Below are 25,386 nucleotides of genomic sequence, written 5' to 3'. Positions count from 1 at the left end.
TCAGCTTCGTTCCATTTCAGCGCGCACGCTTTGCCACAGGCTCCGGAATCGAGACTGTTCGCACTTGATCAGTAAGTCGTCTCTCAAGACTCGTAGGAGGCGATCTCCGGAGCCGTTACTGGTTCGCCAATGGCGCCGTAGCAAGGCGCGGATCTCGTCGTCCGTGCGCTTCTGTCGCTCGGGGATAACTCTTAGGGCGTGCCGAGCCATCACCGCCTCAACGGCGGACCGCCCCTCAGCGAGGGTGAGGGTGTTGCCTCGTAATGCTTGAATGAAGTGTCGCAAGGCACGCTGGGGGAAGTCGTTCCTCGTTCCAGAGAAGGCAGTCGTCTCGAGACGCTCGTCGTATGGCAACGCCAGTTCGGTTAGTGCGGCGGGCGCGTCACGCTGCCAGGCTGGCGAAGAGAAGATGCGAAGGCGAGCCCGATCTGACTTTGGCAATGCAGTCAATTCATCGCCTATCAAGCGGAGGTAGGTGGAGGGCATAGCCACATACACGGCTGCCTTCGGCTGGCTGTTCAGCAATGAGGCAATAGGCGCGGGCTTGCCTAGGCTCTTGTTGAGCGCAGCCCACCAGTGCGGCGGAGATAGGCCTAGATCTCGCAAAAACGGCAGAACGGTGGGACCCGTCTCTGACACGGTCAGGTCGTAGGCAGGGACAAGCTCTTCAGCCGAAGTCAAACCCAGCCCGGCCGACACGACGTAGAGCGGTGCTTCGAGAGACTCGGCCACCAGTTCTGCCTCGCGAAACGACCGGCCACCGTAAAGCGTGCTGGCGACGTAGCGCGGCGTAGGCGCAGACAGAGCCTTCCCCCAAGCGCAAGCCATCGCATCGACCGACGAGAAGGTGAGGGTGAGATCGCTAAACGCCACTCCGTTGGACTGCAGTTTCCTGCCGGTGCAGTTCGTGACGATGATCGCCGGAGCTGCAGTTTTCAAAGAATTCGCCTCGAAGATGTGGAAATAACTGCGACCAGTTCGGTGGGGAATTCTACAGTTTCTTGAGAGTGCGCGGTGTGATTTTTGTAGTTTTGTCTCTGGACGGTGTTGCCGTCGCTACGGTGTGCGAACCAAGAAGCCAGATCAGTAGCCCATGATTTCGGTTTTCCATAGGGCTTGATTCACCTGACCAGTCCGAGTTGTGCATGTGCAACCGTTTCTTTGGTGCTTTCCCTAAAACGAGTATTGATACGACGGGCTTTTCAAATGAAATCAACACACGTACAAATAATAGAAAAACGTCTTTGCTTCGCGACTTATGTGTTTGATTTCTCTAAAGAATTTCCAAGGCGCCACCGGCGCAAATACTGACAGTATTCGCATGCGCGCCATTTTTGCGGTCTTTTTAGGATCAGCGCTATTAGTCTCCGCCTCAGCAGAGCTACTTGAATGCAAAGGACAACTCAGCGAAATTCGCATTGATGACTCCAAATGCGAACATTCGTCTCCCGGCTTTTCTTCGGCGTATCAGGGAAAAGCGCGGGCTCACGCAAGCTGAGCTAGCGCAGCGTTGTGGCGTGACACGCACATACGTGTGCGCCGTGGAGCATGGACGTGTACTCGGCCCGTCAGTCGAGCTTGTAGAAAAGGTGCTCGAGGTGATGACGCTCAGTCGCCGCGAGGGCGAGGCTCTTGCTCGCCTCGCGGCGCAGGACCGCGTGCTTCGGACTGCAAGCACTGAGCTGCCCCAGCGGGCTCAGCGGCTCTTGTCTGTTTGCCTCGAGGCGGATCGCCTGCTTCCCGACGGCGATGTCGAGACATGGATTGCTAGGCTGGAGAAGACCGTTCAGGACAGAACGGATTTCGTCGTCCACATTCAACGCGATGAGGAGACGGCCATGACATAGGCAAAAAAAAGGCGAGCACCTGGTGACAGGGCCCGCCGGTAGCACGTAGTCAAAACAAACTACACAGATCAGCCTTCATATTGGCTGCGCGCTGCCGTCGCGTCAAGTCTCTCCTCGTGCAATTCTCAACACGCTGAGCGCAGCGTGTTGGGCGGAGCTTTGTCCGTGCGAACCGCTTTCAGTTCACAAGTGCATTGACCCAACTGCACAGTGGAACTTCGCGGCCAGGCTCCAGCATGTCGACGACGGCATCGCCACCGTCCTCCTCAGCGCTTTCAATCTTTGTACGTGCGTGCTCAGAACTGAGCACCAAGGAGTCAACTCATGCCTACGATTTCATCCGAGCGGCTCATGCCGCGAGCGCAGTTGTTGAAGCTTCTTCACGAGCTCAAGAGTTCCCGCAAGCCGGCCAAGGTCGTCACCCTTGGCGGCGTTGCTCCCCGCGGCCACCAAACCTCGTGGAAGGCCGCCAGAGCCGCCTTTCAGAGCTTGGTTGAGGCTGACTCTCAGCGAGTCTTAGAGATCGCAAGTTGCGTTACCGGGATGCAGAGCCATCCGTTGACGCTTGAGCTGGGTTCTGCGGGCTCTCGCTTTACTTACACGCCGGACTTGCTGGTCTGGTTCGGTGATGCGGGTGCGCTCGTCGAGGTCAAACCTCGAAGCAAGCTCTCAAATGCGAAGGTCTACACCAAGCTGCATAGGAACATGCGCGGTCTCGAGGCCCATGGCATTTGCCTGTGCCTCCTGTTGGACACCGACGTTCGCGACTCCGGGCTTCAGCAGACCCTAGCAGTGCTTGAGCGCGAGCGTCCCGCGCGCGGACGCTTCCGCGCAGACCTTGACCCGAGCCTTTGGGATCCACGCGGGCGCGCCGAGCCGAGCGACGCGCTACTTGAGCGATGGAAGGCGGCTCAAAAGACGTGCGATGAGTTGCTCGCGCGAGTCATGAAGCGTGATCCCGATGAACTCCTTCCAATTTGCCGGTAAGGAGGCTGTCATGCAACCACCTCGCAAGGATGAGGTCCTGTTCCTGGACGATGTCGAACTCCGCGTTGTCAGGCAGGTCGATGAACTTCACGTCCAACTCGAGAACGTGCAGACCGGCGAACTCGAACGACGTTCCACCTACGAGTTGTACGAGGCATACATGATGGGACGCCTCAAGACCAAGGGTCAGTTGCGCCGTGACGTGAAACGGGGCTACAGCGCGCCAACTCTGGCGACTATGGACCACATGACCGAGGCTGCGCGCACAGAAACGCGCCGCAGGATTGAATACATCGTCCAGCTTCAAAAGCTCGACTCATTTGGCAAATCGAGGAAGGACCTCCGTAAGGACCTGGCGCTGGTCGCTGCGCAGCGCAACGAATCCCGGCCTCCGCACGAAAGCACTGTCTATCGGTGGCGCCGCAAGTATGCGCGAGCAGACAGCGATGTTCGTGCACTGTTCTCCGCGATTGATCTCAGGGGTGGCAAGAACGTCAGCCGGCTCGACCCCAACCTTGAGGCGTTGATCGACGATGCGATCGAACAGGCGTACCTATCCAACCGGCGCGCTAGCGCACAGGACGTTCTGGACGCACTTTCCACCGCTGTTGATCTTGCGAACGTCAAGCGCGAGCCATCGAAGCATCTCGAGTTGCCGTCAGTTCGGACCATCAACCGGCGCATCGCACAACTCTCCGCATTTGACGTATCGGTGGCTCGCTTCGGGCTGCGCGAGGGCAAGCGGCGCCATGCATCCCAGGGGCACGCACGTTTTGTCGAACGTATCCTCGAGATCGTCGAGATTGACCATACGCCGGTCGACCTTCTCGTCACTGATGAGGCCCGTGTTGTGATTGGTCGACCCACGTTTACCGTAGTGCTCGACCGCCGATCGCGGTGTGTTCTCGGTTATCACCTGAGCCTGGCCGGGCATGGTGTTTATGCAGTCTTCTCCGCCTTGCGGCACGCCATGCTGCCGAAGACCTACCTCACGAAGCTCTATGCCGAACTGAACCTCGCATGGCCTTGCTTCGGTTGGCCGGAGCGAATCCTCGTTGACAACGGCAGGGAGTTTCATGCTGACTCCGTGCGGGACGCCATGAGCAACCTTAGCGTGCTGGTCGAGTTCGCCGGCTCGCGCGATCCGAACGACAAACCCCACGTCGAACGGTTCCTGCGAACCTTCAACTACTGCTTCATCCACAAGCTGCCCGGAACCACGCTTTCCAACGTGCATCAGCGTATCGGCTACCAGGCAGAGAAGGAGGCCTGCATCACGCTGGCCGAACTGGATCGGATGATCCATGTCTGGATTTGCAGCGTGTACCACAAGCGCCCTCATCGCGGGCTGGATGGCCAAGCGCCGATCGATGTCTGGAACGCCGGTGCCAAGGCGTTCCCGCCGCAACTCAAGATGAGTCGCGACGACGTAGACATCGAGTTTTCCGAGGCAGACACGCGAGAGCTTCATCACTACGGCGTTGAGATCAACACGTTCTGCTACGCGTCGACGGCCCTCGCCACGCTGCGGGCCATGCTGCCGGCGAAGGTCAAGGTCGACATCAAGTGGCCGCACGATGAGGCCGGGCATATCTGGGTCTGGAATCCCATCGCAAACGAGTACTTCTCGGTCGGAAACAAGGACCCCCAGTACGCCGGCCTCACGGTTGAGCAAGCCAAGGCCGCCAAGAAGCACAAGGCCAAAGATTCGGGCTATCAGCAGACCAACGCACAGGCCAAGGCCATCAACGACGCGGCCGTCAAGAAGGCTCAGGAGGACAAGAAGCTCAGCGTGCGGCGCAGGGCGGCCAGGCAGGCGAACAAGACCAGCAATGATCTGCGCGAACCGAAGGCCAAGCCTGCGAAGCCCCTCCCCCCAGCGGCATCCCAGCGGCCGCGTTCTGCCAAGCCCGTGAAGGTTGAGATCCCCGAGGAAGCCTGACATGGTCGCCACCGCTGAAAAGGTTGCCGTGGTTACCAGGAGGCTTCGTCGCTTCTTCGGCCACTTCCCCCAAACAACTGCAGCGCTCGAGCGCCTCGAAGAGTTGTACGCATATGAGTGCATTGACGAGGAGCCCGAGCACATCATGCTTCTCGGTTGGCCCGGCACGGGCAAATCTAGGCTACTCAAGCGCCTGGTTCTGGCCTATCCGCGCATACGGCATGAAGAGTTCACGGAGGTGCCAGTGCTCTACGCACAGGTGCCGTCTGGCTGCACAGTAAAGAAATTGCCAAGCGTCATGCTCAAGGAGCTTGGCTCCCCCTTTTGGAACAAGGGGGACGAGGAGGAAAGGACGTTCCAACTTCAGAAGCTACTGAAGACTTGCAGGGTGCGGCTGATCATCTTGGACGAGATCAACCATGCCGTTGACCGCGGTCGCTCAAAGACCCATGAATCAGTCGCGGATTGGATCAAGCTGTTCTCCACGCAAGCCAACATGTCATTGGTCCTCGCGGGAATCCACAGAAGTCGGCAACTCCTGCATGCCAACGACCAGTTCGCGGACCGCTTCAGAGAGGTGTTGGAGCTAGAGCCTCTGGGCGTCGGCAACGAAAGCCAAATCGAAGAGTTCCGGCAAGTCATGGAAGCCTTCGAGACGGTCCTAGAGGGGGTTCCCCATATCGACTTGAAGACGGACGAGGTGCTGTCGGTGCTTGCATTCGCCACCGCCGGCCGGCTGCGGAACATTCGTCGGTTGCTGGTTCGGAGCGTGGAGCTCGCAGCTAAAGAGAAGCGGTTCCACATCAGTCTTGCAGTCCTTGAAAAGGCATTCCTGAAGGTGATCTTCAAGTCGGCCTTGCCTGAGCAAAACCCCTTTGACCCCAAGTTCCGAGGCACTCCACTGACCCTGCCCGGGGAACCCTTCGCGCCTACTGCGCGCGACATGGAGGATTGATGGACAAGACCAATGCGCAATGCCCTTCAGCTGCAATTCCCGTCCGGCCAAAACGGCAACTGGACGAATGGAGTGAGACCTATTTGGCTCGCGCTGCTCGGGCCATGGGCGTCCGACGACCATGGCGCTACGACTTGGAGGCGCTGCGTGAGCTTCTGCCTGCGGCTGACGCGAGCAATGATGACGGCCGTCCCTACTATGGTGTCGATTCGATCCCCGCCTGGGCGGCGCAGCCTCGCGGCGCGCAGATCCGAGTGTGTGCAGAGTGCTTCCTACAAGCGCGCTACGTCCGCGCCCGATGGAGGATCTCATCCCTCACCGTCTGCACGACCCATGGGACTCTGCTTAAGGATGGACTGGTTGAACCTGCCATCACGTCCAACTATCAGCGCCCAGACAGGCGCACGATTGCAGACGCTGCGCCTGAAGAGATCACGGGTGGCTCGTTCTGCCCGACGCCGGCTGGTCTCGCCTACGCCAGACAGATGTGGCAACAATTCGAGCAGGCGGTTTGCTCGAATGCCGATGCCGAGGAGGTCGGCGATCACCTGGCCTGGGCGCTCCTTGCAGAAAGACTGCTGGACGCGGTGGTGACATCAAGGCGCGGGCCGGGCTACCCGGCGAAGGATGAGCTCAGACATGAGCATCGTGCGGCTTGGCTGGGCAGGGAAGGGCTGACCATCGCGCCCAACAGCGCTGGCGTCCAATCATTCGTCCTGGGTCTTTGCGCGACGCAACATAGGCGTGCGGCGGTTGCCTGCTTGAGTCGGCTGATCGGCGATGAATTTCGCAGGCGCACCGTCATGTCGCGGCTGCCCATGGCTGAAATGAAGGATCGGCTGCTCGCAGCCAATCCGGGCAAAGACACCGTGCCGTGCGGAGCGTTGCCAAGAGCCATGCATCCCCTGGGATGCAAGAGTCTTGAGGCTGTGAAGGAGATCCTGGGATGCTCATCACAGGTTGCCGAGCGGCTGGTAAAGGATGAGCACCTCAAGGATGTGATCAAGATCCAGTTCGGCCGTAAACGCTATTGCTTTGTGCCAGATGCCGAGGTCGACAGGATCCGCAGGCTCCTCGCCTTGTGCATGACCTATGCCGAGTTGCTGGAGGCTCTCGCCATCGACAAGCAAGGCTATTGGGCATTGCACGATGCGGGCTTCTTGCCGCCTATCAGATTTGGAAGGTGGCGCCGTTACAGGCGCCAAGACGTCAGCATTCTTCTAAGCCGCCTCGACAGCGTTTCGAGGCCTATGCCCTCGACTGTGGTCGGCCTTCAACCGATCATGGGCGAGTGGCTGCACATGCGCCGTCGTCCCAGGACTTTCATCAGGGCGATCCTGGACGACCTGCTGGCGGGTCGTGTTCCCGTCTACAAGCGCGTCGATGGCAACGGATTGGCTGCCTACTACATCGACCACCAAGCTTCCGACCGTTTGCGCTTTGCAACAGAGGCCCACCATGCCTCAGTGGCACGGGCACGGGCGTCTGCAAATCAGCTCTCGTTGTGGGAGCAAGCATGAATCGCGATGCCCTTCTCGCTGCTGCGCTGCTGGCTTGGCCTGTTCGACGCGGCGATGCTCGTACTCCAGAACTTGTGCTGCGGTCGGCGCGCAAGCGAGTGGGTTGGATTCACAGGAAGCCCGACAAGGGAGAGTAGAGGTGCTGCGCATGACGAACACTGCAGTCCTATACGAGCACGCTTTGACTGCTCCGCCGGAGTTCCTGGCAAGGCCGTCCCGGGAGAAATCTGAAAGCCCAGGTGGGTTCTTGCTTCGGCTCGCGCATGAGAACGGGATCAGGCCCATTTGGTGCAGCACGGGGAACGGATGCAGGGTTACGTCGCCAGGACTTGGGGTCGCCCGCTGGTGCCCACATTGCCTCTCTACCCCTCAGCCCTACTGGAAAGGAGACTGGATCGACGGCCCGCCGATTTGCAGCGAGCATCGCTGCTGGTTGCTCGACCGATGCGCGGGCTGCGGGGTGCTCGCGACCTGGCGGCGCTTAAGTTTCAAGCTGTGCAAGTGCGAGGCGGATCTCGCTCAACAGCCTGTCGCGCCTTGGTCTGCCGACTTGCAAGTGCTTCTTCATACTCCCGACCATGTCGCTGATCGGCTTCTCGACGCCCTGGATTCGGAGCAACGTTGGACGCTGATGGAGCTATTGGGAGCTCTGGATCACTATGGTCTTCGAGGCAAGCCGATCAAGCGATCGTCCTCCCGGCTCGTGTCACATCAGCGAGCCATGATCGAGCGGGGTGCCTCGATAGTCGTCCATGCGGCCGAAGAGATGCCGCAGTTGCTGGAGCGACTGCGCGCGCCTTGTCGAGTTGGACAGCAGGCGCAGTTGGTCCGTGAGGCATGGCCCGGGCTGCTGCGGCTCTTGACGAAGCAACTCGACGGTGAGGCCCTGGCCTGGGCTCAACGCGAGATTGAGCAGCATGCCGATGGGCCAGTTTTGCAAGGCGTTGCGATCCAGAGGAGGAGACTCTCGGACGGCGCACCCTCCGGGGCGCGCGGTCTTGCAGCTAGGGTCGGTGTTCGAGTAGAGCGTGTTCCGCGACTTCTCGCCGATTGCGGCCTGGAGCCGCCTGTCCGACAAAGCAAGATGGGGCGGCGGATGCTGGTAGTGAGCGATTCGGTCGTGACCAGTGTCCGCAAACACCTTGATGACCTGCTGCCCGCTCGATCCGCCCAACGTCGCTTTGGCCTTGCCGCAGCACGCCTAAACACCTTGACCGACGCCGGCCTCGTTCGCCGCGTGGGTGATCGGTACAGCGCATCCTCCATACAACTGCTGCTGGAGCAGATTGCAGTTGCCGCGAAATCCGTGACCTTAGGCAGCGTGAACGAGCACCGCCGGTGGTGTTCGCTTCACCGTGCGCTCCAACTGCACGTTGGACGTCGTCAAACAGCGGCGCTTTTCATTGCGCTGCAAGATGGTTCGTTGGAGATCCGGCGTGTCGGGCATCAGATCGTGCATACACATGACCTGTTGTTGCTGGAATCGGAGGTGAAGGCATGGTCGCGCCCCGACGTTGCTCCTGGCGAAGAGTTGACCATCCCCCAGGCAGCGGCGCTACTTGGGCTGAAGCAGGAGGTCACGTATCACCTCGTCCGCGTCGGACTGCTGGCCGCGTCAAGGGGGTTTGCTGGCCGGCGTATGTCTCGCGTGATCTCGCGGCAGGAAGTCGAGCGATTCCGGCGCGAGGTGTCGCCACTGTCTGAGGTCGCGCGCGCGCACGGCGTTGATCACAGGTCAGCAAAGGGCTGGGCCCTCGAACGGCGATTCACATTTGTAAGTGGGCCGGGTATCGACGGAGGACGCCAATTCTTTGTGAGGGTTGCATGCTCGTGACTCACTGCCAGTCCGCCATAGCGTCGACCAATTTGCTCGCCGGACCGCTATTAAGACCCAAGCAACCCATGCCCGAGCAGTACAAGGAGACGACTATCGTTGCCGTCAGCTATATGCTCAACGCAGTCGAGCAACGCTCAACAGTGCATCGTTAGGAACTCCATCCTCGTCTACGCTGCGTAGCCTTCCTTTGTCCAACACGATGCGCTCCAAAGGCAACCAATCGTCGGGACCAGGTCCGGTATACATCACAAGCCGAACCTCGGCGATCTGAACTAGGGCGTGCAGTTCTGGCAAAGCGAGGACAGATCCCCCAGACAGTGCGTGATCGGGTAGAGGTCGATCACCTTCCTCAACTGGCGTACAAATGCGAGCGCGCACCGGACCTAAGTCATCAAGCTCAGCTTCGACAAGAAAGAAAATCGACATCATGCCTCCCAGATAGTCGTGCTCTTGAAGCGCCGGGGACAATTGACGCACCCCACACCGCATCAACGTCGTCCAATCTTAGAGATTCTGGCGCTTATGACGCCTGCATAGTTCCTAGAGGCCCAAAGGGGCCGGCGATGCGTCGCTGCGTATCGCCGCTTAGGCACACGCGCGCCGAGGCCTCTTTGAAGAGCAATTTCAGCTGGGGGGATCAGATGCCTCCATTTGGACGCGAATTGGGGAGTCCAGACTTCGAGCGGCTGACTGCTGAGACCAGCGAGCTGAGATTGGTCCTGCGCTGAAGGATCTGTTTTCGAAGCCTTCAAAAGTCGGGTGGCTATGAACCAGACCACCGCTGAAGCCTGCTGGCAATTTCTGGGCGTGGCAGCCGACAGCGTTGGTGATGAGCAATTCTGCTCAAGCCATCATGCAGCATTTGCAAGCTGACTTTCCCAGAAACCTCCATCTGATCCAGGATCCAGAGCAGTCCAAACACCGAGCACTGTCGAGCCAGGGCTTCGGAGCGAAGCAGCTTGTCGCCAGTGACCAGCGCGTGCTTGTCGCGACGCGCGCAGCTCAATGCAAAGCAGTCTGGTAGCGAAAGGCCCGGACGCTTCGTGCGGATCTCCTGAGCGAAAGACATCTCTTCGGGGCTCAGCGCCACGACGCCCAGACCGAGTTGTTTTAGGAAGGGGCCGTTCTCCGATGCCAGTTCGCGGGTATAGAGCAGGTCGGGCACCACCATGACCAGTCCGCATGAAAACGCCAGCTCGAGTAGGCGGCCACGCTCAAGGTCGATCAGTACCGAGGTGTCTGAGACCAGGATGATCATGGTGGATCAGACGACTTGGCCCGACAGACGGCGATCCAGCTCGCGAACGCTAATGTTCATAAGCTCAGCAGCCCGCGCCTCAGATATGGCTCCTTCTGCCACCGCGCGCAGACAGAGCCGTTCCATCCGTTGCGGAACTTCTGGATCGAGGATGTTGGGTTCGTTGGAAGCTTGGCTGTTCCAGCCCATATCCTTGATTTGTGCAAACAAACGGCCGTAGGTTGCCTTGTTCAAGATGCCCAGTTGAGAGCTACGTACAACGAGGGAAGCAATGCTGACCTTGAAGAGCTTCTTCAACTCAGCTAGCTCCCCGATGGATACCGACGTCCGATGTGCGCCGAGCAAGCGTAGGACCATGTCCTTGGCCATCAGGAACGCTCCAGCAAACCTGTCAGCTGCCTTCTCCTGTTCTGCATCGCTCAGGCCACTGAAGCGGAGAACCAGGTGGGCCAACTCGTGAGCCAGCGTGAACCTCTGACGCTCGCCGTTGTGACCTTGATTGACAACGATGACCGGAACATCTTCTCGCGCAGGGCGCTGTACGAAGGCTTTGGATCCGGACACGTTCTCAGGCAGATCCAAAGCGATCACTTTCACCCCCTTGTCCTCTAGCAGTTCAGCCATGAGAGGGATCGGATCGATGCCCAGTTGCCACAGCCGACGCAGGGCTGCCGCAGCCTCTTCAGCATCTTCGACGCGGCTGATCTCAAAGGCATCATCCACCGGCGCGTGCCAGTGCTGGTCGACGCCCGGCATCAACTCTTCGAGTTCCAGATAGCGTTCGACTTGGTCAAGGATCGAGGCTTCCACTGCACGTTCCTCCTTGACGCCAGCGTGTGGCGCCTTGCGGAAATCGACCCCCGTGAGCTCGATCTCGCGCTCGCTGAGCAGGTACTCCGGCGACACCTCCAGGGCACTCGCCAGTGCCAAAAGGACCGTGGAGCTCGGCATCATTTCGCTACGTTCGTACTTGCCGATGGCTTGTGCCGAGACTTGCCCTTGGATAGCCGTCTCTAGCTCGCGCAGCGACATCCCGAGAGCGTCTCGCGCCCTCTTGAGTCGGTTTCCGATCATCGTTTTCTCCGCGCTTGTGGTTTACAGATTGACTGATGAAATTGTTGTTTGTAAACTTGATTCCGTCAACTTCATCGGACTGGAGGTTCGTGATGGCTAACCGGAACAACGTTCATATTGTTCAGCGCGACAACGGATGGGGCACGCTCCGCGAAGGCGGTCAGCGGGCAAGCCAGGTGTTCGACACCCAGGCACAAGCCATCCAGGCGGGCCGACAGATGGCGCGTCAAGGCCAAGGAGAGTTGCTCATCCATGGTGAGAACGGCCAAATCCGCGCCCGCGACTCCTACGGCAACGACCCTTGCCCGCCGAAGGACTCGAAATGATCCAGATTAAGGTCAAGATGCCCAGCGCTGCCGATCTCATGAAGGCGGCGATGGTGGAGATCGAGCAGCAGATCACCAGGAAGGCGAAAGCGGCAGCGGCTTCCCACGGGGGGAGTCACCGTCAGAGTCTTGAAGAAGCCGGATGGAAGCATCCAGAAGGTCCAGGTCCAGGTCCAGGGCTCTCCAGCGGCCATCGACGCGGCGCAGGCCGCCATCGCCAGTTGAGCTGAAGCGTCGGGGCTCGAGACTCAAACGCCAAGACGCCATGTGCAACGCCAAGAACCACCTATGGAACTGCGGCTGCGGCTTTGGGGGAGACCGTCGCCAGTCAAGGCCGGCCCTGAACGCCCCATCCATGCCAGACCTGTTCGCGCCGCCGCGTGTACCGAGGCATTACACGAGAGGCAATGCACGTTGTCCGGTGTGCAGTGCGTCGGTGTTCTTCTTCAATCTTGAGAATGGGGGAAGGGTCTACTTCGATGAGATCGGCTCCCCTTGGCCCAAGCATCCCTGCACCGATCGCCACGACAGTTCCGGTAGCTCGACCTCAGCCGACTTTGGGTCGGCGAGCAGCGATACACCGGCTAGATCGTGGGAGGTCGGCTGGGTCCTGCTGACTCAGGTCTCGGTGGAGGCCGCGGAGCTAGGTACTTTGAGGCTCTCCGCACGTCTCGCAGGAGAAGGTCTGATGGCGTTCGTCCGAGACGATGCTTTCGGCGAGGTTGAATCGCCGGCAATGTTTCTTCAGGAGTCGTTTATCCAAACGCGCCCAAGCCCGACGGGTCAGTTCGAGCTCGCGCTTCTTACGCCTGATATGAGGCCCATGCTAGTTACTGGATTTCCAACGGCAGCGGATGCCGCATCCGACCGCAAGTCTTAACCAACTCGAGCATCGGTGAGCCAGCTTGCTCTTCCGCCAGAATCCGCTGCCGCAAGGACGACGGCGCAGGAGATTGCGGATGCCGATGGACTCGTACCAGGCTTTCATCATTCAGCGCCGTACCGACTTGCGGCGCATCGCGCGCCAGACCTGCGGTGAGCACACGGCAGAAGATGTGGAGGTGGAGGCTTGGCTCATCGCTGAGCGGATCTCAACCAAGCGCGGATTCCCGGTCAACTTCAGCCATCGCGCCGATCAAGAGCAGGTGCTGGCTTGGTTGCACAACGAACTCGTCAAGTATGCGGACAAGCGGCTTCGATATGCCGTCAAGCTGGACAAGGATTGGGACAAGGAAGACGCCGACTCCGCAGTTCACGCGATGGCGAGGTTGCTGACAGCGCCGGAAACGTTTGATCCGGCCATCTCGCTGCTTCGCCGGGACGACGAGCCAGATCCGCTTGCCTTGACCCAGCACAGCTATTCACAGGCCTCTGCCTACGTCATCCTGCTTTGCCGCTTCGAATGGGACGCTGAAGAGCTGGCGGCGCATCTACGGGTCGTTGTACGGACCTTGCTGACTCGGCTGCGCTGGTTCGGCGCGTGGACGCACTGGCAGGCGAGCCTGTTTGATGGCCTGCAGACCATCGCGCTGGACTTTGTGCCGACCAAAGCCCGAGGGTTCGCTCATCGTGTTGCCGAGCCTGCCATGCCCGCATCTCAGCTTGCATGGCAATTTGCGGTTCAGCGCAGTGACGGTTGCTGACTCAAAGTCGGAGGCGATTGCATGCATGCGAACTTAGCGAATATTGCGAACTTAGTTGCCTGACAACGACTTACGCACCCCGTCGGCTGTGCGAACTAATTCGGCTCTCGCGGCCGCACGAACCGGTACACGGTTGCCGGCCGACCTGGACCAGCCCGTGACCTTGCCTGAACTTCAACTTGAACGGTGGCGGGAGCGGTGCCGATCAGGTGCGCAATCGCGGCGTCGACGACCGCTGCAGGCTGGTGTCGACCAAAGCAGTCCACGACCAGATCCCGTCGCGATGCAGCGCCCTTGGATGCCAAGAATGCCGAGATACGTTCTGCCGCCCACTCAATCTGGCGCTGTGACGGCGAACCCTTGCCACCCGCCAGAACGAAGCCGACCGAGTCGGTCGCATAGTTGACCCAGGCCATCGCCGCCTCGACATGCCGCGCCTCGATGAGCCACTGTCGGTCGGTCAGCGCGAACACCATGGCGAGCCGCAGCAGCATCGGCGCCCTTCTCTCCAGCACGCTGTCGACCAACGTGCTGCCGAGTTCCTGATTGAGCTCTGCCTGGTAGAGCTGAGCGTAGCGTCGACGAGCCTCGCTGGTCATCGTCATCAGCGCTGTCTCCCGGCTGCGCTCGGCCCGGGGCAGTGTGAATTCCAAGATCTCCATGACCGCCGCGGCCAGCCCCTCGACGCGCGCCTGCGGTGCCCGACGAGGAAAGGCCTCCACCTGGGTGCGCTCTCCCCACGCCATCAGGAAACGGTTCACGAAGCCGTTGAGCAGGTCACGCCGCTGCATCAGCGCAAGCAACTCGACGGGAGAAATCGCAGCGCTCAAGCAGACGTGTGGCTCGCTTGCATGAATGCGATTTGTCTTGGTTGCCGGTTTGAGATCAACGCCATCCCAGCAGTCGCGCAGAGCGGCCGACAGCGTATTGCCGCCGCGCCGACTTTGCTGCAGCACGTTGGCGAACTCGGACTCGACCACCCAAAGCCGCTTGTCTGTGATCGCGGGGACTTCCTGCTGGCCGACTCGGTAGCCGTCGTGGATTAGCGCCGCCAGACCTTCCCGTGTCGACAAACCACCTCGATGAATCTGCGGAGCCAACGTAGGGCTTCGTGCTCGGACAGCTTCGTCGATGCGCGACACCAACGAGACCGCATCCCCCTTCCTGCCGCGGCCCGAGCGCCCGACATGCAGGAAGAACAGCCGTGCGTGGTGGTTGGTGTTGCCCACCGCGAGGTACGGCAGGCGCCCAATCGCGCAGGACAGATAGGCGATGAAGTTCCCAGCGATCGCGATGGGATTGGTCTCGGAGCCTTCGCTGCCTTCCCTGGCTACCTCGCCAACCAGACCGTACAAGCAAGCGGGATCAGGCACCGGCTGCGGCCGGTCCGAGTCGGCATTATCCGACCAACGGAGCAGTGCGTCAGCCTGCGCGACGCTCAGCGTCCTGCGAGGTGGCTGATCCATCACTTGTCCAGCGCATCGACCTCGACGAGGTTGGAGAACTCGCGCAGGACGTCGGGCTGCCGCATGGAGAGGAATCGGAAGATCGCCTGGTTGTCGAGCAGGTTCTTCAGGTAGCCCTTGGCCAGCACCAGGTTCAGGACGTCCTGACCGTAGGAATGCTCGATGGACTTGTACTGCCCCTGCAGGTTGCCCATCTCCTTTTCCATCTTGGCCATCTGCTCGGCGCTGACACCGGACATCTTCCTGGGTTTGCGCTCACTGACGAGCATGGCTGCTGGCGTCGCGGCCAGCAGCGCGTTGGCATACGCGGTCGTCACGTTGTTGGCGGCGACCATCAGCTCCACGCACTCGATCTGCCGCGTCGGCTTCATCTTGCGGATCACGGCGCCGAGGTTGGGCGAGAACCGCTGATCCTTGAGCAGCCCGGCCGCTTCGGCACAGATGCCGTCCAGCAGGTTGAGCTTCTTCTGGATGTGGCTGAGGTCGACCTTCAAATCGTTGGCGATCCGCTCGGGCGTCACGCCGCGGTCGACAGCCCGCCGGATCATCATGTGCTCTTGGATCGTCGAGAGCCGGTTGACCCGGTTGTTGTAGGTGTAGCTCTCGTCATCCAGCGCGATCAGGCATGGCGCGTCATGGAAGTCCAACTCCTTCATCGCATGGACACGGATATGGCCATCCCTCAAGACGTGCATGCCTGTGGTCTTGTCGGCGGCGCCAATCGTCAGCGGCTCGATGAGGCCGATCGATTCGAGCGATGCCTTGATCTGCTGGTACTTGGGTGAGCCTTCGAGGCCAAGCGGTAGCCGGCGAGACGGCAGGATCTTGTCGAAGGAAATCGTCAACGGTTCGGGCACGAAGCCCAGCAACGGGTTGCTCATGCGGCTCTCCCCAGCGGCCAGACGCGGTCGTTCAGGTACTTGGGCAGCGTGTCGAGGCCTTCGGCCCTCAGGAGGTTGCCGAAGTCTTCGTCGGTCAGCAGTTGGCGCAGCGCTTCAGTCACGAAGAGCAACCTGTGCTGGACAAGCTCAGCCTTTCGGACCATTCGCTTCTGACGATCAACCTCTTCCTGATAGGTGCGTATCAGGCTGGCTGACGTGACGTTGGTGGCCTTGCGCGGGGCGTTCCTGGCCACGGACCTGCCCAAGGTCCGCCGCCGCTCGATGATCTTGCGTGCCTGCAGGAGCTGGCTGCCGCGCAACTGGCCGGTCTCATAGGCCCCTTGCAGCGCAGCCTGGATGTCCTTGTCGTTGGAGCCCGCACCGGCGATGGTGAGGGCGGCGTTGAGCGGGATGTGCCCGCGCTCGACTGCGACCAGCAGCCGCTCCTCGCCGTTCTCCAGCAACTGCAGGATGCCGTAGACGTACTCCGGGCTCAGGCCGGTCTTCTTCGCGATCTCACGTTTGTCGTAGCCTTGCTTCTTGAGCTGATCGATGCCGGCCAGCAGTTCGAGCGGCCGCCCTTGGCGCCTCGCAATGTTCTCGGCCAAGCTCATGATGAAGGCGTCCTCGTCGGCGACGTGGACAACCATGGCCGGAATCTCAGTCTGCCCAAGCGTCCGGAACGCCTTCAAGCGCCCCTCGCCACAGATCAGCAGGAAGTACGGCCCGCTCGCGTCGGTGCGCGGCGTGACCGTCACGGGCTTCTTCAGCCCCAACGCTTTGATGTTGCCGACGATTTCCTCGAAGACCTGTGCGTTCCGATCCCTTGGGTTGAGCACGCGGATGCGGTCGATGGGGATCATCTGCAGCTCGCCGGGCGGGTGCTCCCGGCTCATGCGGCCCTCCTCAACCTGGCGCGCTCGGCCATGCGGTAGAGGTAGTCGAGCGTGTCGAAGCGATAGCTCTCGAACTCGATGCCGTTGTGGTCAGCCAGGCTGATCCTCGGCAGCCCGAAATCCAGCCGCGGCAGAAGGTAGTAATCCTGGATGGCCTGGTTGCCCGGTGCGAGTCGCACGGCCACCGTGATGTCGGGCGCCAGGCTGGCGTCGAAGCGGACCTTCCAGCGCCGGCGGCCGTCGTCGTGGCTCTGGCAGCGCGCCAGCACGATCGACACGCTGAACTCCCGGTTGACGTCCAACAGGTCGGTCGCCGGGTCACGCACGAGCACACCACCCAGGTTTGCAATCTCGCGCTCCGTGCCCGCGACCACCTCGGGGTGCAGCCGACGGAGGAATTTGTTGACCTCGAGGAACTGGTAGTCGCGGTCGGGCGTGAAGCCCACGGCTTGGTAAGCGCTGATCAGGCTGCCGAAGCGATGGATGTACGCCGCGGCCGACGGCATGCCCTCGGCCTCGTCGATGACCAGGCCGGACAGAAAGCCGCGGCGCTCATAAAGCCCGCGCAGCTTCTCGATCAGCTCCTCGTCGCTGAACCGGCGAGCCCGCGCGCGGATGATTCCCTGCGCCGTGTAGAACGCCTCCTGCGACACGACGGCCTCGAACGCACTGTCCTTGCGGATCCACATGTCCGGCCCGTTGATGACACGCAGCTTCTTGAGCTTGAACGAGATGCGGTTGTAGACGTTGTTGCCGATGTACTTCTCGTTGGTCAGGATCTCTCGCACGGTGGCGCGGGTCCAGCTCCGACCCAGATCGGTGACCAGGCCGCGGTCATTGAGCCGCTTGGCGATCTCCACCTCGTGCATCGCGTCGTTGGTGAACCACTGGTAGATCTCGCGCACGATGCGGATCTCGCTGTCAGGCCCCGGCGTCAGGATCACGCGGTCGGTTTGCAGGCTCTTGTGCTCACCTCGCGAGAGTTCGCCCTTGACGCTACCCGCCTGGTCAACCAGCACGCGTCTGAGGCCGTAGCCCGCCGGACCACCCTGTCGGAAGCCCAACTCGATGAGCCGACATTGGCCAGCGAACACCTTGGCTGACAGCTCCCGGCTGTACTCGCCGGCCATCGCGCGCTTCACGCCCTTCACGATGGTCGACACCGGCGAGCCGTCGTTCTCGAACTGCTCAGCGCAATAGCAGACCTGGATGCCGGCCCGACGGCAGATGTACTCGTAGTACGCGCTCTCATCGGCATCCTGGAAGCGGCCCCAGCGGCTGACGTCGTAGACGAGGATCACGTTGAAGTCGGCCTGGCCGGACTCGACGTCGCGCAGCAGCCGCTGCAGCGCTTCACGGCCATCGATCCTCAGTCCGCTTTTGCCGGCGTCGGCGTAGGTGCGGATGACCTGGATACCCCGTTTGGCGGCGTACTCGCGGATCTTGTCCGCCTGGTTTTCGGTCGAATACTGCTGATGCTCCGTGGACATGCGAACGTACTCGGCAGCGCGGAAATCGCTGGTTCGTTCTTCGCCGGGTTGTAGGTCTTCTGGCTGCATGACCGTCTCCGCTCCTTGAGCGATGTGGAGGCACGCACTTCGGACCTTGAGAGGCAGATCAGGCGTCCCGCCGAACGCTCACCGGGATTGCGAAGCCGTGCACTGGGACATTAGGCGGTGGCGCTGCCGCCGGCCACGAGTCCTCTCTTTGCACACGTCCATCTTTGCAAACCTGAGGACGCGTCAACGACATCTCGATCCGCCAGGCTCTCAGCAGGCCCTCTGGGCCCGAGGTGACGATCTCAATCCAGCAGCGACCGGCGGCTGGATCGGCTCCGCAAAATGACGCGTCGCTTGTTGCACGCGTCGGGCGTGCCGGCGCCGGAGGGCCGTTGGCGTGCTTTCGCTCGCGGTAGGTGTGCCAGTACTCTGGGTGGCGGGCGTGCCATGCCCGCTGCGCGGCCAGCTGGTTGGCCCGGTAGTCGGGGTCGGATTCGAGCTTGGCTCGCGTCCAGCGCCGGCGCCGCTCGCACTGGCAGGCCGGACTCGAGCAATAGGTCTGCTTGGGCGACTGAGGGCGGACCAGGAACTCCTGGCCGCAGGAGGCACAGACCACTTCAGCCATGACCGCTCCTTGGGGACGGCAAAGCCCGAGCGTCCGGCAGGTGGGTTACGAACTCGACCCGACTACACGCCGACCCAGCAGCCACGCTTCTGTCGCCGCAGGCGAGCTTTATGAAACTCAGGGCTACATGGTGGTTTGCTTCGGTCGAGAATTCAAGCCTTGTTTATGAATCTCCACCAATGAAATCAATGACTTGCGCGGATTCATTGGTAGGACCGCAATAGTGGAATCAACATGAGATTGAGTTTTCTACTCGATGCTGTTCGAGTTACTATACAACATGCGCAGTTGTATGGTAACTCGAATATAAAACATGAAGATGTAGTTTGTGTACTGAGGCCCGGAGTATTTATCCGCGAGCATGTGCGGTCCACGCACCGCTGAGCCGTTGAGCCGCCTGTTCGAGCGCTAGAGCCGCCTGCCACAGGTTCACAAAAGCCGGACAGTTGGTCGAACCCGCCGGGACGGGGGCGGCACATAGACACCTCAGCGCCGACGTCGCTTCCAGGGGCGCTTGGCGCCCCCCGGCTCGCCTCCCGCAGCCGGCCAACCCGCCCAGACGTAAGTTCACAAAGTCCGGACAGTTCGCAAGAAGCGGGCTGGTTCCGCCGACTCGGCCGCGATCCGACGAGGGAGGGGCGCGGGGTGCTCAACGCGCCCCGCACAAGGTTGATGAAGTCGAGGCGGGTTCAAGACCGCTCCTTGAAAGTCCGGTCCTGAGAGCCGTTCACGAGCGCCCGGCGCCCCTTGCTGCCTGGACGAACCGGCTCCTCCAAGAAGCCGCCAAGAAGCGGGTGCACGAACTGTGGCGCACTCGTAGGCCAGTCGCACGAACTCGTGCGCCGCCTCGTTGAAGGCTGTGGCGCGGGACCCGCCAAGTCCTTGATCCACAATCCGCGCCAGAGCAACTACTTTGGCGCCCTACGTGCCGATCAGGCAGTCCGCAGTGCCAGCGCTGCCTTGACGACATGGCTCATCCCTTGCGGGATGGGCCATTTCTACTTCTAGGGGGCCGCCATGACCGCCCGGCCTTGCACGACGCCGACGCGGCGCCGGCACGACTATCATCCACAGCGCCTTGGGGCACGGGGGAAAGTCGCATGCCGCTTTACTTCATCGGTTTTCTTGCCATGCTTGGCGCGGCCTTGCTGCTCTATGTCGCTGCACTGGCGACCAGCGGCATCACGCGCAGACCTCCGCCGCAGATCATCAATGGGCGCGCCGCCGACGCGCTCCAGGCCTTGCATCTCGCGCTGATCTGGTCGAGCGTCGGCGTCGGCTGGCTCCTCTACTTCAACGTCTACCGCCTCCACGTGGACATGGCCGCCGTCAGCGATGTGGCGCTGCAGGCCTTCTCGCGCGGCTACACGCGCCGGTTGCCTGTTGTCGTGCTGCCGTACGGCGCAGGCGCACTGGCGGCCGCGCTCTCGCTGTGGGCCGCACCCGGCCGCTTCTCCCGCCGGGCGCTGTGGGGCATCACGACCTTGTGGGTGCTGTCTGTCGCCACGACGCCTTGGGCCGCCGGCGCGCAGGGCGACATGCAGGAGCACGGCTTCAGCGATGCCGCCTTCCAGCAACTGCAGATGGCCCACCTGGCCCGTACGCTGTGCCTCAGCGTGGCCGCCGTGTGGTCGCTGTGGGTGGGCTGGTACCCGCGCCGCGCCTCGACATGACGGCCGTCCTGCGCGCTCCCGCTCTCCCTTCCACGCGCTTCTTCCCGCCCATCTCCGCGATCGCCCTGTCGCTTGGCCTTCTGGCCGTCCGTGCACAAGTGGATCGGCAGCGACTGCGACGCGCCGCCGACGGGCGTGGACCCTTCGCTGGCTGAACTGATGCGCTGACCGCCGGATCGGGATCGGGGTGGGATCGGGGTGGGATCGTTGACATATGACGACCATCATATTAATCTCCGTTCCCATGACCGCTTCATCCCCCTCTTCCCGCGCCACCCGCAAGGAAGAATCCCGCGACCGCATCCTCGATGTCGCCTCGCGCACCGTCCGCCGCGCCGGCTTCGACGGCGTGGGCGTCGCCGACGTGATGAAGCAGGCCGGTCTCACGCACGGCGGCTTCTACGCCCACTTCGCCTCTCGCGACGAGCTGCTGTGCGCCGCCGCGCTGCGCGCCGGGCAGGACAGCCGGCAACTGCACCACAGCCATGCCGATCGGCTCGTGGCCGCTGGCGTGCCGCCGTTCCGCGCGCTGGTGGAAACCTATCTGCACGAGAGCGGCATCGACAACGTCGACTGCGGCTGCCCGGTCGCGGCCCTGGTCGCGGAGATGCCCCGCCAGTCGGACGCCGTCCGCGGCGAGGGCCATGGCCTGCTGCTGGGCATGCAAGGTCTCGTGCTGGACGCGCTGGGCGAAGGCGCGTCGCCGGAGTCCGCCTGGCCGATCGCCGCGACGTTGGTCGGCGCCCTCCAGATGGCCCGCGCGATCGGCGATCGCAAACAGGCGATCGCCATCCTCGCCAGCACCAAGCGCGCGCTGCTGGCTCAACATGCCGAAGCCGCTGCCCAATCGGCCCGTTCGACCGCACAGGCTCGTCCGGCAAGCTGATACCGCTGTCCATCGGGGGCCTTCGGGCCCCTTCTCTTTCCCCATAAATATGACGCTCGTCATATGAGTCCAACGCGCCACGGCGCAGAAGGAAGTTCCATGCAGATCAAGGATGCCGTCGTCTTCATCACCGGCGCGAACCGGGGCCTCGGGCTCGAATTCGCCAAGCAGGCGCTGGCCCGCGGCGCCAAGAAGGTCTACGCGGCGGCGCGCGACGTCTCGACCATCACCTTGCCGGGCGTCGTGCCGGTGCAGCTCGACGTGACCAAGCCAGAGCAGGCCGCCGCTGCCGCGCTCGCCTGCGGCGACGTGACGCTGCTGATCAACAACGCCGGGATCGGCCGTGTCGGCGGGATCGCCAGCGACAACGGCGAGACCGTCCTGCGCGAGCAGCTCGAGACCAACCTGTTCGGCATCTTCCACGTCGCGCGCGCGTTCGCGCCGGTCCTGGGCCGCAACGGCGGCGGCGCGATCCTCAACATGCTGTCCATCCTCAGCTGGGTGAACACGCCGATGCTCGGCGCCTACGGCGTCAGCAAGGCGGCGGCCTGGGCGTTGACCAACAGCCTGCGCGCCGAACTCGCCCCGCAGGGCACGCTCGTCGCCGGCTTCCATGGCGGCTTCATCGACACGGACATGATCCGGGACTTCGAAGTGCCCAAGGCCCGGCCCGAGGACGTCGTCCGCCAGTCGCTCGACGAGATCGAGCAAGGCGCCGTCGAGATCACCGTCGACGACTCGACGCGCCAGGTCAAGCAGGCGTTGTCGGCAGGGGTGTACCTGACGGATCCGCTGGCGCGCTGAACGCGTCCGAGGTGCCCGACGTGCCGGAGGCGTCGGGCACGCTGGACGCGTCGAAGAAGTTCACGCTGAACCGGCGACGCAGGCGGAAACCCAGGCGCTCGTAGAGCGCGATCGCGGCGAGGTTGTCGGTGAACACGTGCAGGAAGGGCGTCTCGCCGCGCGCGAGGATGCCCTGCGCGACCGCCTTCATCAGCGACGCGGCGAAGCCGCGGCCGCGGCACGACGGATCGACGCAGACCGCGCTGACCTCGGTGAAGCCGGGCACCTTCATCCGTTCGCCCGACAGCGCCACGAGCCGCCCCGCCAGCCGGACGCCGAGATAGCGCCCCAGCTCGAGGGTGCGGGCCCCGAAGGGCCCCGGCTGCGTCGCGCGCACGAGTTCGAGAATGTCCGGCAAGTCGGCGACGCCCAAGGTCTGCGTCTCGATGTCGGGCACGGCGGCCATCGCCAATGGATCCGTCAGCACCATCTGGTCGACGGGTGCCCGCTTGATCGGCGCGAGACCGTCGAACGGACGTTCGTCCTCCGCCACCACGAGCACGACGGGCGACCCGATGCGAAGCAGATCGGACAGCTGGCCGGCGGTGCCCGTCGTCAGAGGCTTCAGCGCCCCGAAGGGGCCGACGTCCGGCAGGAAGCGCCGAGCCGCGCCATCGCCGACGGCGAGCGCGGACTGGCGATCCGTGAGCGCCTCCCAGACCACATGATCCAGCAGCGCGTCGTCGGGACGTGTCGATGCGGGGGAGATCGGCGCGATGTTCTTGCTCATGCGCCAGCACTCTAAGCGCTCGGCGGCTATTCCGCTTTCGCGCCCGCCGCCTTGATCACCGGATCCCACTTCTTGATCTCCGACGCCGTCTGCACCCCGAGCGCCTGCGGCTTGAGCCGGTCGCCCTGCGGCACGACCACGCCCATCTCCTGGAAGCGCTTCACGACGTTCGGATCCGCCAGGGCATGGCGCAGTGCCGTGTTCAGGCGCGTCACCACCGCGGCGGGCGTGCCCTTGGGCGCGTACACGCCGTGCCACACGGCGAGCTCGAAGCCCGGCAGGCCGCCCTCGGCGAAGGTGGGGACGTTGGGCAGCTGCGAGACGCGGGCCTTGGTCGCCATCGCATACGCCTTGAGCGCCCCCGACGCCACGTGCGGGCCCGTCGCCACCGGCTGGTCGCAGATCAGGTCGACATTGCCGGCGATCACGTCCTGCAGCGCCGGACCGGTGCCGCGGTACGGCACCATCGTCACCGTCGTGTTCGTGGTCTGGCTGAACAGCATCGCGCAGAGGTGCGAGGTCGCGCCGACGCCCGCATGCGCGAAGCGCACTTCGCCCGGCTTGGCCTTCATCTGCTTGATGACCTCGGCGACCGTCGCCGGCGCGAAGTCCTTGTTGCCCACCAGGATCATCGGCACGTCGCCGGCCAGGCTGATCGGGGTCAGGTCTTTCGTCGCGTCGAAGCTCAGCTTCGGATACAGCGCCGGCGCCGTCGCGATGCCCATGTTGTGCAGCAGCACCGTGTAGCCGTCCGGCGCGGCGCGCACCACCTTGGCCGTGCCGATCGTGCCGCCGGCGCCGCCCGCGTTCTCCACGATCACCTGCTGGCCCAGGTCGCGCGTCATCGCCTCGGCGATCAGCCGGCCGATCACGTCGGTCGAGCCGCCCGTCGCGTACGGGATCACCATCGTGATCGGCTTGTCCGGGTAGGCGGCGGAGGCCGCCGTCGCCACCGCCATCGATACCGCCGTCACCGTGACGGCCAGGACCTTCTTCGCAATCTTTCGCATGTCTCGCTCCAAGGGGTAAGGAAGTGCGCCACCGGTCCATCGCCGGCCGCTGCGTGTCTGTCGATGCAGGAAGGGGGGTGCGTCCGACGCGCCCCGTCAGGCCGCGCCGATGCCGCCGAAGCTCATCAGCTTCAGTTCGGTGTATTCGTCCAGTCCATGCCGGGCGCCTTCGCGCCCCAGCCCGGATTGCTTGATGCCGCCGAAGGGCACCGTCTCGCTCGAGATCGCGCCGGTGTTGATGCCGACCATCCCGGACTCGATCGCCTCCGCGACGCGGAAGCAGCGCGCGACGTCGCGCGAGTAGAAGTAGCTCGCCAGGCCGAACTCGCTCGCGTTGGCCCAGGCGATCGCCTCGGCTTCCGTGTCGAAGGCCACCAGCGGCGCGACGGGGCCGAAGGTCTCCTCGTCCAGGCAGCGCATGCCGGCCTTCACATCGAGCAGCACGGTCGGTTGCATGAACCATCCCGGACCGTCGACCGCGTCGCCGCCGATGCCCAGACGGGCGCCACGCTCCAGCGCATCGCGCACGTGCGAGAGCGCCTTGCGCCGCGCCGCCTCGTTGATCAACGGACCTTGCGTCACGCCCTCGTCCAGCCCGTTGCCGGTCCGCAGCGCGCGGACGCGCTCGATCAGCCGCGCCGCGAACTCGTCATACACGCCGCGTTGCACGAAGAGCCGGTTGGCGCAGACGCAGGTCTGGCCCGCATTGCGGAACTTGGAGGCGATCGCCCCCTCCACCGCCGCGTCGAGGTCGGCATCGTCGAAGACGATGAACGGCGCATTGCCGCCAAGCTCCAGGCCAAGCTTCTTCACCGTCGGCGCGCATTGCGCCATCAACAGACGACCCACCGGCGTGGAGCCGGTGAAACTGAGCATCCGCACCGTCGGCGAGGCCGTGAGGACCGCGCCGATCTCGACCGCGTCGCCGACGACGACGTTCAACGCGCCGACCGGGAGGCCCGCCTCAATCGCGAGCGCCGCCAATCGAAGCGCCGTCAACGGCGTCAGCTCCGACGGCTTGAGCACGATCGTGCAGCCGGCCGCCAGCGCCGGCGCGACCTTGCGCGTGACCATGGCCGCGGGGAAGTTCCAGGGCGTGATCGCGACGCAGACACCGACCGGTTCGCGCACCACGAGCTGCCGCCGATCCGGCGACGCGGCCGGGATCGTCTCGCCGTGCAGCCGCCGCGCCTCTTCGGCGTAGAAGCGGATGTAGCTCGCGGCGTAGACGATCTCGGCACGCGCTTCGGCCAGCGGCTTGCCCTGCTCCGAGACCATGAGGCGCGCCAGTTCGTCGGTCTGGGCGATGACGAGGTCGAACCAGCGCTGCAGCACGTCGGCGCGGGCGTGACCGCCGCGTCGACGCCACTCGACCTGCGCGATGCGCGCCGCCTCGATGGCCGCCTGCGCGTCCTGCGCCGAGTCCTTGCGCACCTGCGCGACGCGTTCGCCGGTCGCTGGATTGAGGACGTCGAAGGAAGCGCTCAT

At 62.9% G+C, this 25,386-nt stretch carries 22 protein-coding genes; 12 read left to right on the top strand and 10 right to left on the bottom strand.

The genetic code is table 11. The features are described 5' to 3' along the window. Window positions 1-939, bottom strand: a complete 939-nt coding sequence (locus AC07O8_RS02640) for a hypothetical protein (RefSeq protein ID WP_495046558.1) — start codon at window positions 937-939, stop codon at window positions 1-3. 446 nt (window positions 940-1,385) lie between these two features. On the opposite strand from AC07O8_RS02640, the gene AC07O8_RS02635 reads away from it, so the two are divergent. The 6 genes from AC07O8_RS02635 (at window position 1,386) to AC07O8_RS02610 (ending at window position 9,085) form a co-directional block, all read left to right on the top strand. Further along, complete coding sequence (locus tag AC07O8_RS02635; protein ID WP_495046557.1) at window positions 1,386-1,847, top strand: helix-turn-helix transcriptional regulator; 462 nt, start codon at window positions 1,386-1,388, stop codon at window positions 1,845-1,847. Window positions 1,848-2,171: 324 nt separating this feature from the next. Next, window positions 2,172-2,834, top strand: coding sequence for a hypothetical protein (locus AC07O8_RS02630; protein ID WP_495046556.1), 663 nt, complete (start codon window positions 2,172-2,174; stop codon window positions 2,832-2,834). After that, a complete protein-coding gene (locus AC07O8_RS02625; RefSeq protein ID WP_495046555.1) occupies window positions 2,809-4,776 on the top strand; it encodes a TnsB C-terminal domain-containing protein in 1,968 nt (655 codons plus the stop codon). Before AC07O8_RS02630 ends, AC07O8_RS02625 begins: the two co-directional genes overlap by 26 nt. A 1-nt stretch (window position 4,777) precedes the next feature. Next, window positions 4,778-5,731, top strand: coding sequence for a TniB family NTP-binding protein (locus AC07O8_RS02620; protein WP_495046554.1), 954 nt, complete (start codon window positions 4,778-4,780; stop codon window positions 5,729-5,731). Further along, on the top strand, window positions 5,731-7,251 hold the full coding sequence (locus tag AC07O8_RS02615) for a TniQ family protein (RefSeq protein WP_495046553.1): 1,521 nt from the start codon (window positions 5,731-5,733) through the stop codon (window positions 7,249-7,251). Before AC07O8_RS02620 ends, AC07O8_RS02615 begins: the two co-directional genes overlap by 1 nt. A 550-nt stretch (window positions 7,252-7,801) precedes the next feature. Further along, window positions 7,802-9,085 carry a helix-turn-helix domain-containing protein gene (locus AC07O8_RS02610; RefSeq protein WP_495046552.1) on the top strand — a complete coding sequence of 428 codons (1,284 nt, stop codon included), beginning with the start codon at window positions 7,802-7,804 and terminating at the stop codon, window positions 9,083-9,085. A gap of 766 nt (window positions 9,086-9,851) precedes the next feature. On the opposite strand, the gene AC07O8_RS02605 is transcribed toward AC07O8_RS02610, so the two are convergent. Continuing rightward, the gene (locus tag AC07O8_RS02605; RefSeq protein WP_495046551.1) at window positions 9,852-10,346 is read right to left on the bottom strand and encodes a PIN domain-containing protein; all 495 of its coding nucleotides are present in this window, start codon (window positions 10,344-10,346) and stop codon (window positions 9,852-9,854) included. Between the two features lie 6 nt (window positions 10,347-10,352). Further along, on the bottom strand, window positions 10,353-11,420 hold the full coding sequence (locus AC07O8_RS02600; RefSeq protein WP_495046550.1) for a helix-turn-helix domain-containing protein: 1,068 nt from the start codon (window positions 11,418-11,420) through the stop codon (window positions 10,353-10,355). Window positions 11,421-11,455: 35 nt separating this feature from the next. Here AC07O8_RS02600 and AC07O8_RS02595 point away from each other — a divergent pair, with 35 nt between their 5' ends. From AC07O8_RS02595 to AC07O8_RS02585, 3 genes are all read left to right on the top strand, one after another. Continuing rightward, a complete protein-coding gene (locus AC07O8_RS02595; RefSeq protein WP_495046549.1) occupies window positions 11,456-11,746 on the top strand; it encodes a DUF2188 domain-containing protein in 291 nt (96 codons plus the stop codon). Further along, the gene (locus AC07O8_RS02590; protein WP_495046548.1) at window positions 11,743-11,976 is read left to right on the top strand and encodes a hypothetical protein; all 234 of its coding nucleotides are present in this window, start codon (window positions 11,743-11,745) and stop codon (window positions 11,974-11,976) included. The genes AC07O8_RS02595 and AC07O8_RS02590 overlap by 4 nt, the downstream gene beginning before the upstream one ends. 729 nt (window positions 11,977-12,705) lie before the next feature. Continuing rightward, window positions 12,706-13,389: a hypothetical protein gene (locus tag AC07O8_RS02585; protein ID WP_495046547.1), complete on the top strand. Its 684-nt coding sequence runs from the start codon at window positions 12,706-12,708 to the stop codon at window positions 13,387-13,389. 95 nt (window positions 13,390-13,484) lie between these two features. Here the strand turns inward: AC07O8_RS02585 and AC07O8_RS02580 are convergent, their stop codons facing one another. From AC07O8_RS02580 to AC07O8_RS02565, 4 genes are read right to left on the bottom strand one after another with little or no spacing between them, the layout of a single operon-like run. Beyond that, complete coding sequence (locus tag AC07O8_RS02580) at window positions 13,485-14,855, bottom strand: YfjI family protein (RefSeq protein WP_495046546.1); 1,371 nt, start codon at window positions 14,853-14,855, stop codon at window positions 13,485-13,487. Further along, window positions 14,855-15,736: a plasmid partitioning protein RepB C-terminal domain-containing protein gene (locus tag AC07O8_RS02575; protein WP_495046545.1), complete on the bottom strand. Its 882-nt coding sequence runs from the start codon at window positions 15,734-15,736 to the stop codon at window positions 14,855-14,857. Before AC07O8_RS02575 ends, AC07O8_RS02580 begins: the two co-directional genes overlap by 1 nt. Next, window positions 15,733-16,632 carry a plasmid partitioning protein RepB C-terminal domain-containing protein gene (locus AC07O8_RS02570; protein WP_495046544.1) on the bottom strand — a complete coding sequence of 300 codons (900 nt, stop codon included), beginning with the start codon at window positions 16,630-16,632 and terminating at the stop codon, window positions 15,733-15,735. The genes AC07O8_RS02575 and AC07O8_RS02570 overlap by 4 nt, the downstream gene beginning before the upstream one ends. Continuing rightward, window positions 16,629-18,191 (bottom strand): recombinase family protein, encoded by a 1,563-nt coding sequence (locus AC07O8_RS02565; protein WP_495046543.1) that lies wholly within the window; start codon window positions 18,189-18,191, stop codon window positions 16,629-16,631. Before AC07O8_RS02565 ends, AC07O8_RS02570 begins: the two co-directional genes overlap by 4 nt. A 1,665-nt stretch (window positions 18,192-19,856) precedes the next feature. On the opposite strand from AC07O8_RS02565, the gene AC07O8_RS02560 reads away from it, so the two are divergent. The 3 genes from AC07O8_RS02560 (at window position 19,857) to AC07O8_RS02550 (ending at window position 22,119) form a co-directional block, all read left to right on the top strand. Beyond that, entirely contained in the window at window positions 19,857-20,429 is a 573-nt protein-coding gene (locus AC07O8_RS02560) for a hypothetical protein (protein ID WP_495046542.1), read from the top strand. Window positions 20,430-20,673: 244 nt separating this feature from the next. Beyond that, a complete protein-coding gene (locus AC07O8_RS02555) occupies window positions 20,674-21,315 on the top strand; it encodes a TetR/AcrR family transcriptional regulator (protein WP_495046541.1) in 642 nt (213 codons plus the stop codon). A gap of 99 nt (window positions 21,316-21,414) precedes the next feature. Further along, a complete protein-coding gene (locus tag AC07O8_RS02550) occupies window positions 21,415-22,119 on the top strand; it encodes an SDR family oxidoreductase (RefSeq protein WP_495046540.1) in 705 nt (234 codons plus the stop codon). Here AC07O8_RS02550 and AC07O8_RS02545 read toward each other — a convergent pair. From AC07O8_RS02545 to AC07O8_RS02535, 3 genes are all read right to left on the bottom strand, one after another. Next, window positions 22,067-22,888: a GNAT family N-acetyltransferase gene (locus tag AC07O8_RS02545; RefSeq protein WP_495046539.1), complete on the bottom strand. Its 822-nt coding sequence runs from the start codon at window positions 22,886-22,888 to the stop codon at window positions 22,067-22,069. The genes AC07O8_RS02550 and AC07O8_RS02545 overlap by 53 nt on opposite strands. A 26-nt stretch (window positions 22,889-22,914) precedes the next feature. Next, window positions 22,915-23,898, bottom strand: a complete 984-nt coding sequence (locus AC07O8_RS02540; protein WP_495046538.1) for a tripartite tricarboxylate transporter substrate-binding protein — start codon at window positions 23,896-23,898, stop codon at window positions 22,915-22,917. Window positions 23,899-23,994: 96 nt separating this feature from the next. Further along, window positions 23,995-25,386 carry an NAD-dependent succinate-semialdehyde dehydrogenase gene (locus AC07O8_RS02535; RefSeq protein ID WP_495046537.1) on the bottom strand — a complete coding sequence of 464 codons (1,392 nt, stop codon included), beginning with the start codon at window positions 25,384-25,386 and terminating at the stop codon, window positions 23,995-23,997.

The sequence above is a fragment of the Roseateles sp. GW821-FHT09G09 genome (genome assembly GCF_059415965.1).
Note: the sequence above shows the minus strand (reverse complement) of the source record. Positions and strands in the feature narration are given on the sequence as shown.

Bases quoted from the DNA above. Each gene is read 5' to 3' on its own strand.
- AC07O8_RS02630 (WP_495046556.1), top strand. From the start codon at position 2,172: ATGCCTACGATTTCATCCGAGCGGCTCATGCCGCGAGCGCAGTTGTTG.
- AC07O8_RS02625 (WP_495046555.1), top strand. From the start codon at position 2,809: ATGAACTCCTTCCAATTTGCCGGTAAGGAGGCTGTCATGCAACCACCT.
- AC07O8_RS02620 (WP_495046554.1), top strand. From the start codon at position 4,778: ATGGTCGCCACCGCTGAAAAGGTTGCCGTGGTTACCAGGAGGCTTCGT.
- AC07O8_RS02615 (WP_495046553.1), top strand. From the start codon at position 5,731: ATGGACAAGACCAATGCGCAATGCCCTTCAGCTGCAATTCCCGTCCGG.
- AC07O8_RS02605 (WP_495046551.1), bottom strand. From the start codon at position 10,346: ATGATCATCCTGGTCTCAGACACCTCGGTACTGATCGACCTTGAGCGT.
- AC07O8_RS02600 (WP_495046550.1), bottom strand. From the start codon at position 11,420: ATGATCGGAAACCGACTCAAGAGGGCGCGAGACGCTCTCGGGATGTCG.
- AC07O8_RS02595 (WP_495046549.1), top strand. From the start codon at position 11,456: ATGAAATTGTTGTTTGTAAACTTGATTCCGTCAACTTCATCGGACTGG.
- AC07O8_RS02590 (WP_495046548.1), top strand. From the start codon at position 11,743: ATGATCCAGATTAAGGTCAAGATGCCCAGCGCTGCCGATCTCATGAAG.
- AC07O8_RS02585 (WP_495046547.1), top strand. From the start codon at position 12,706: ATGCCGATGGACTCGTACCAGGCTTTCATCATTCAGCGCCGTACCGAC.
- AC07O8_RS02580 (WP_495046546.1), bottom strand. From the start codon at position 14,855: ATGGATCAGCCACCTCGCAGGACGCTGAGCGTCGCGCAGGCTGACGCA.
- AC07O8_RS02575 (WP_495046545.1), bottom strand. From the start codon at position 15,736: ATGAGCAACCCGTTGCTGGGCTTCGTGCCCGAACCGTTGACGATTTCC.
- AC07O8_RS02570 (WP_495046544.1), bottom strand. From the start codon at position 16,632: ATGAGCCGGGAGCACCCGCCCGGCGAGCTGCAGATGATCCCCATCGAC.
- AC07O8_RS02565 (WP_495046543.1), bottom strand. From the start codon at position 18,191: ATGCAGCCAGAAGACCTACAACCCGGCGAAGAACGAACCAGCGATTTC.
- AC07O8_RS02560 (WP_495046542.1), top strand. From the start codon at position 19,857: ATGCCGCTTTACTTCATCGGTTTTCTTGCCATGCTTGGCGCGGCCTTG.
- AC07O8_RS02555 (WP_495046541.1), top strand. From the start codon at position 20,674: ATGACCGCTTCATCCCCCTCTTCCCGCGCCACCCGCAAGGAAGAATCC.
- AC07O8_RS02550 (WP_495046540.1), top strand. From the start codon at position 21,415: ATGCAGATCAAGGATGCCGTCGTCTTCATCACCGGCGCGAACCGGGGC.
- AC07O8_RS02545 (WP_495046539.1), bottom strand. From the start codon at position 22,888: ATGAGCAAGAACATCGCGCCGATCTCCCCCGCATCGACACGTCCCGAC.
- AC07O8_RS02540 (WP_495046538.1), bottom strand. From the start codon at position 23,898: ATGCGAAAGATTGCGAAGAAGGTCCTGGCCGTCACGGTGACGGCGGTA.
- AC07O8_RS02535 (WP_495046537.1), bottom strand. From the start codon at position 25,386: ATGAGCGCTTCCTTCGACGTCCTCAATCCAGCGACCGGCGAACGCGTC.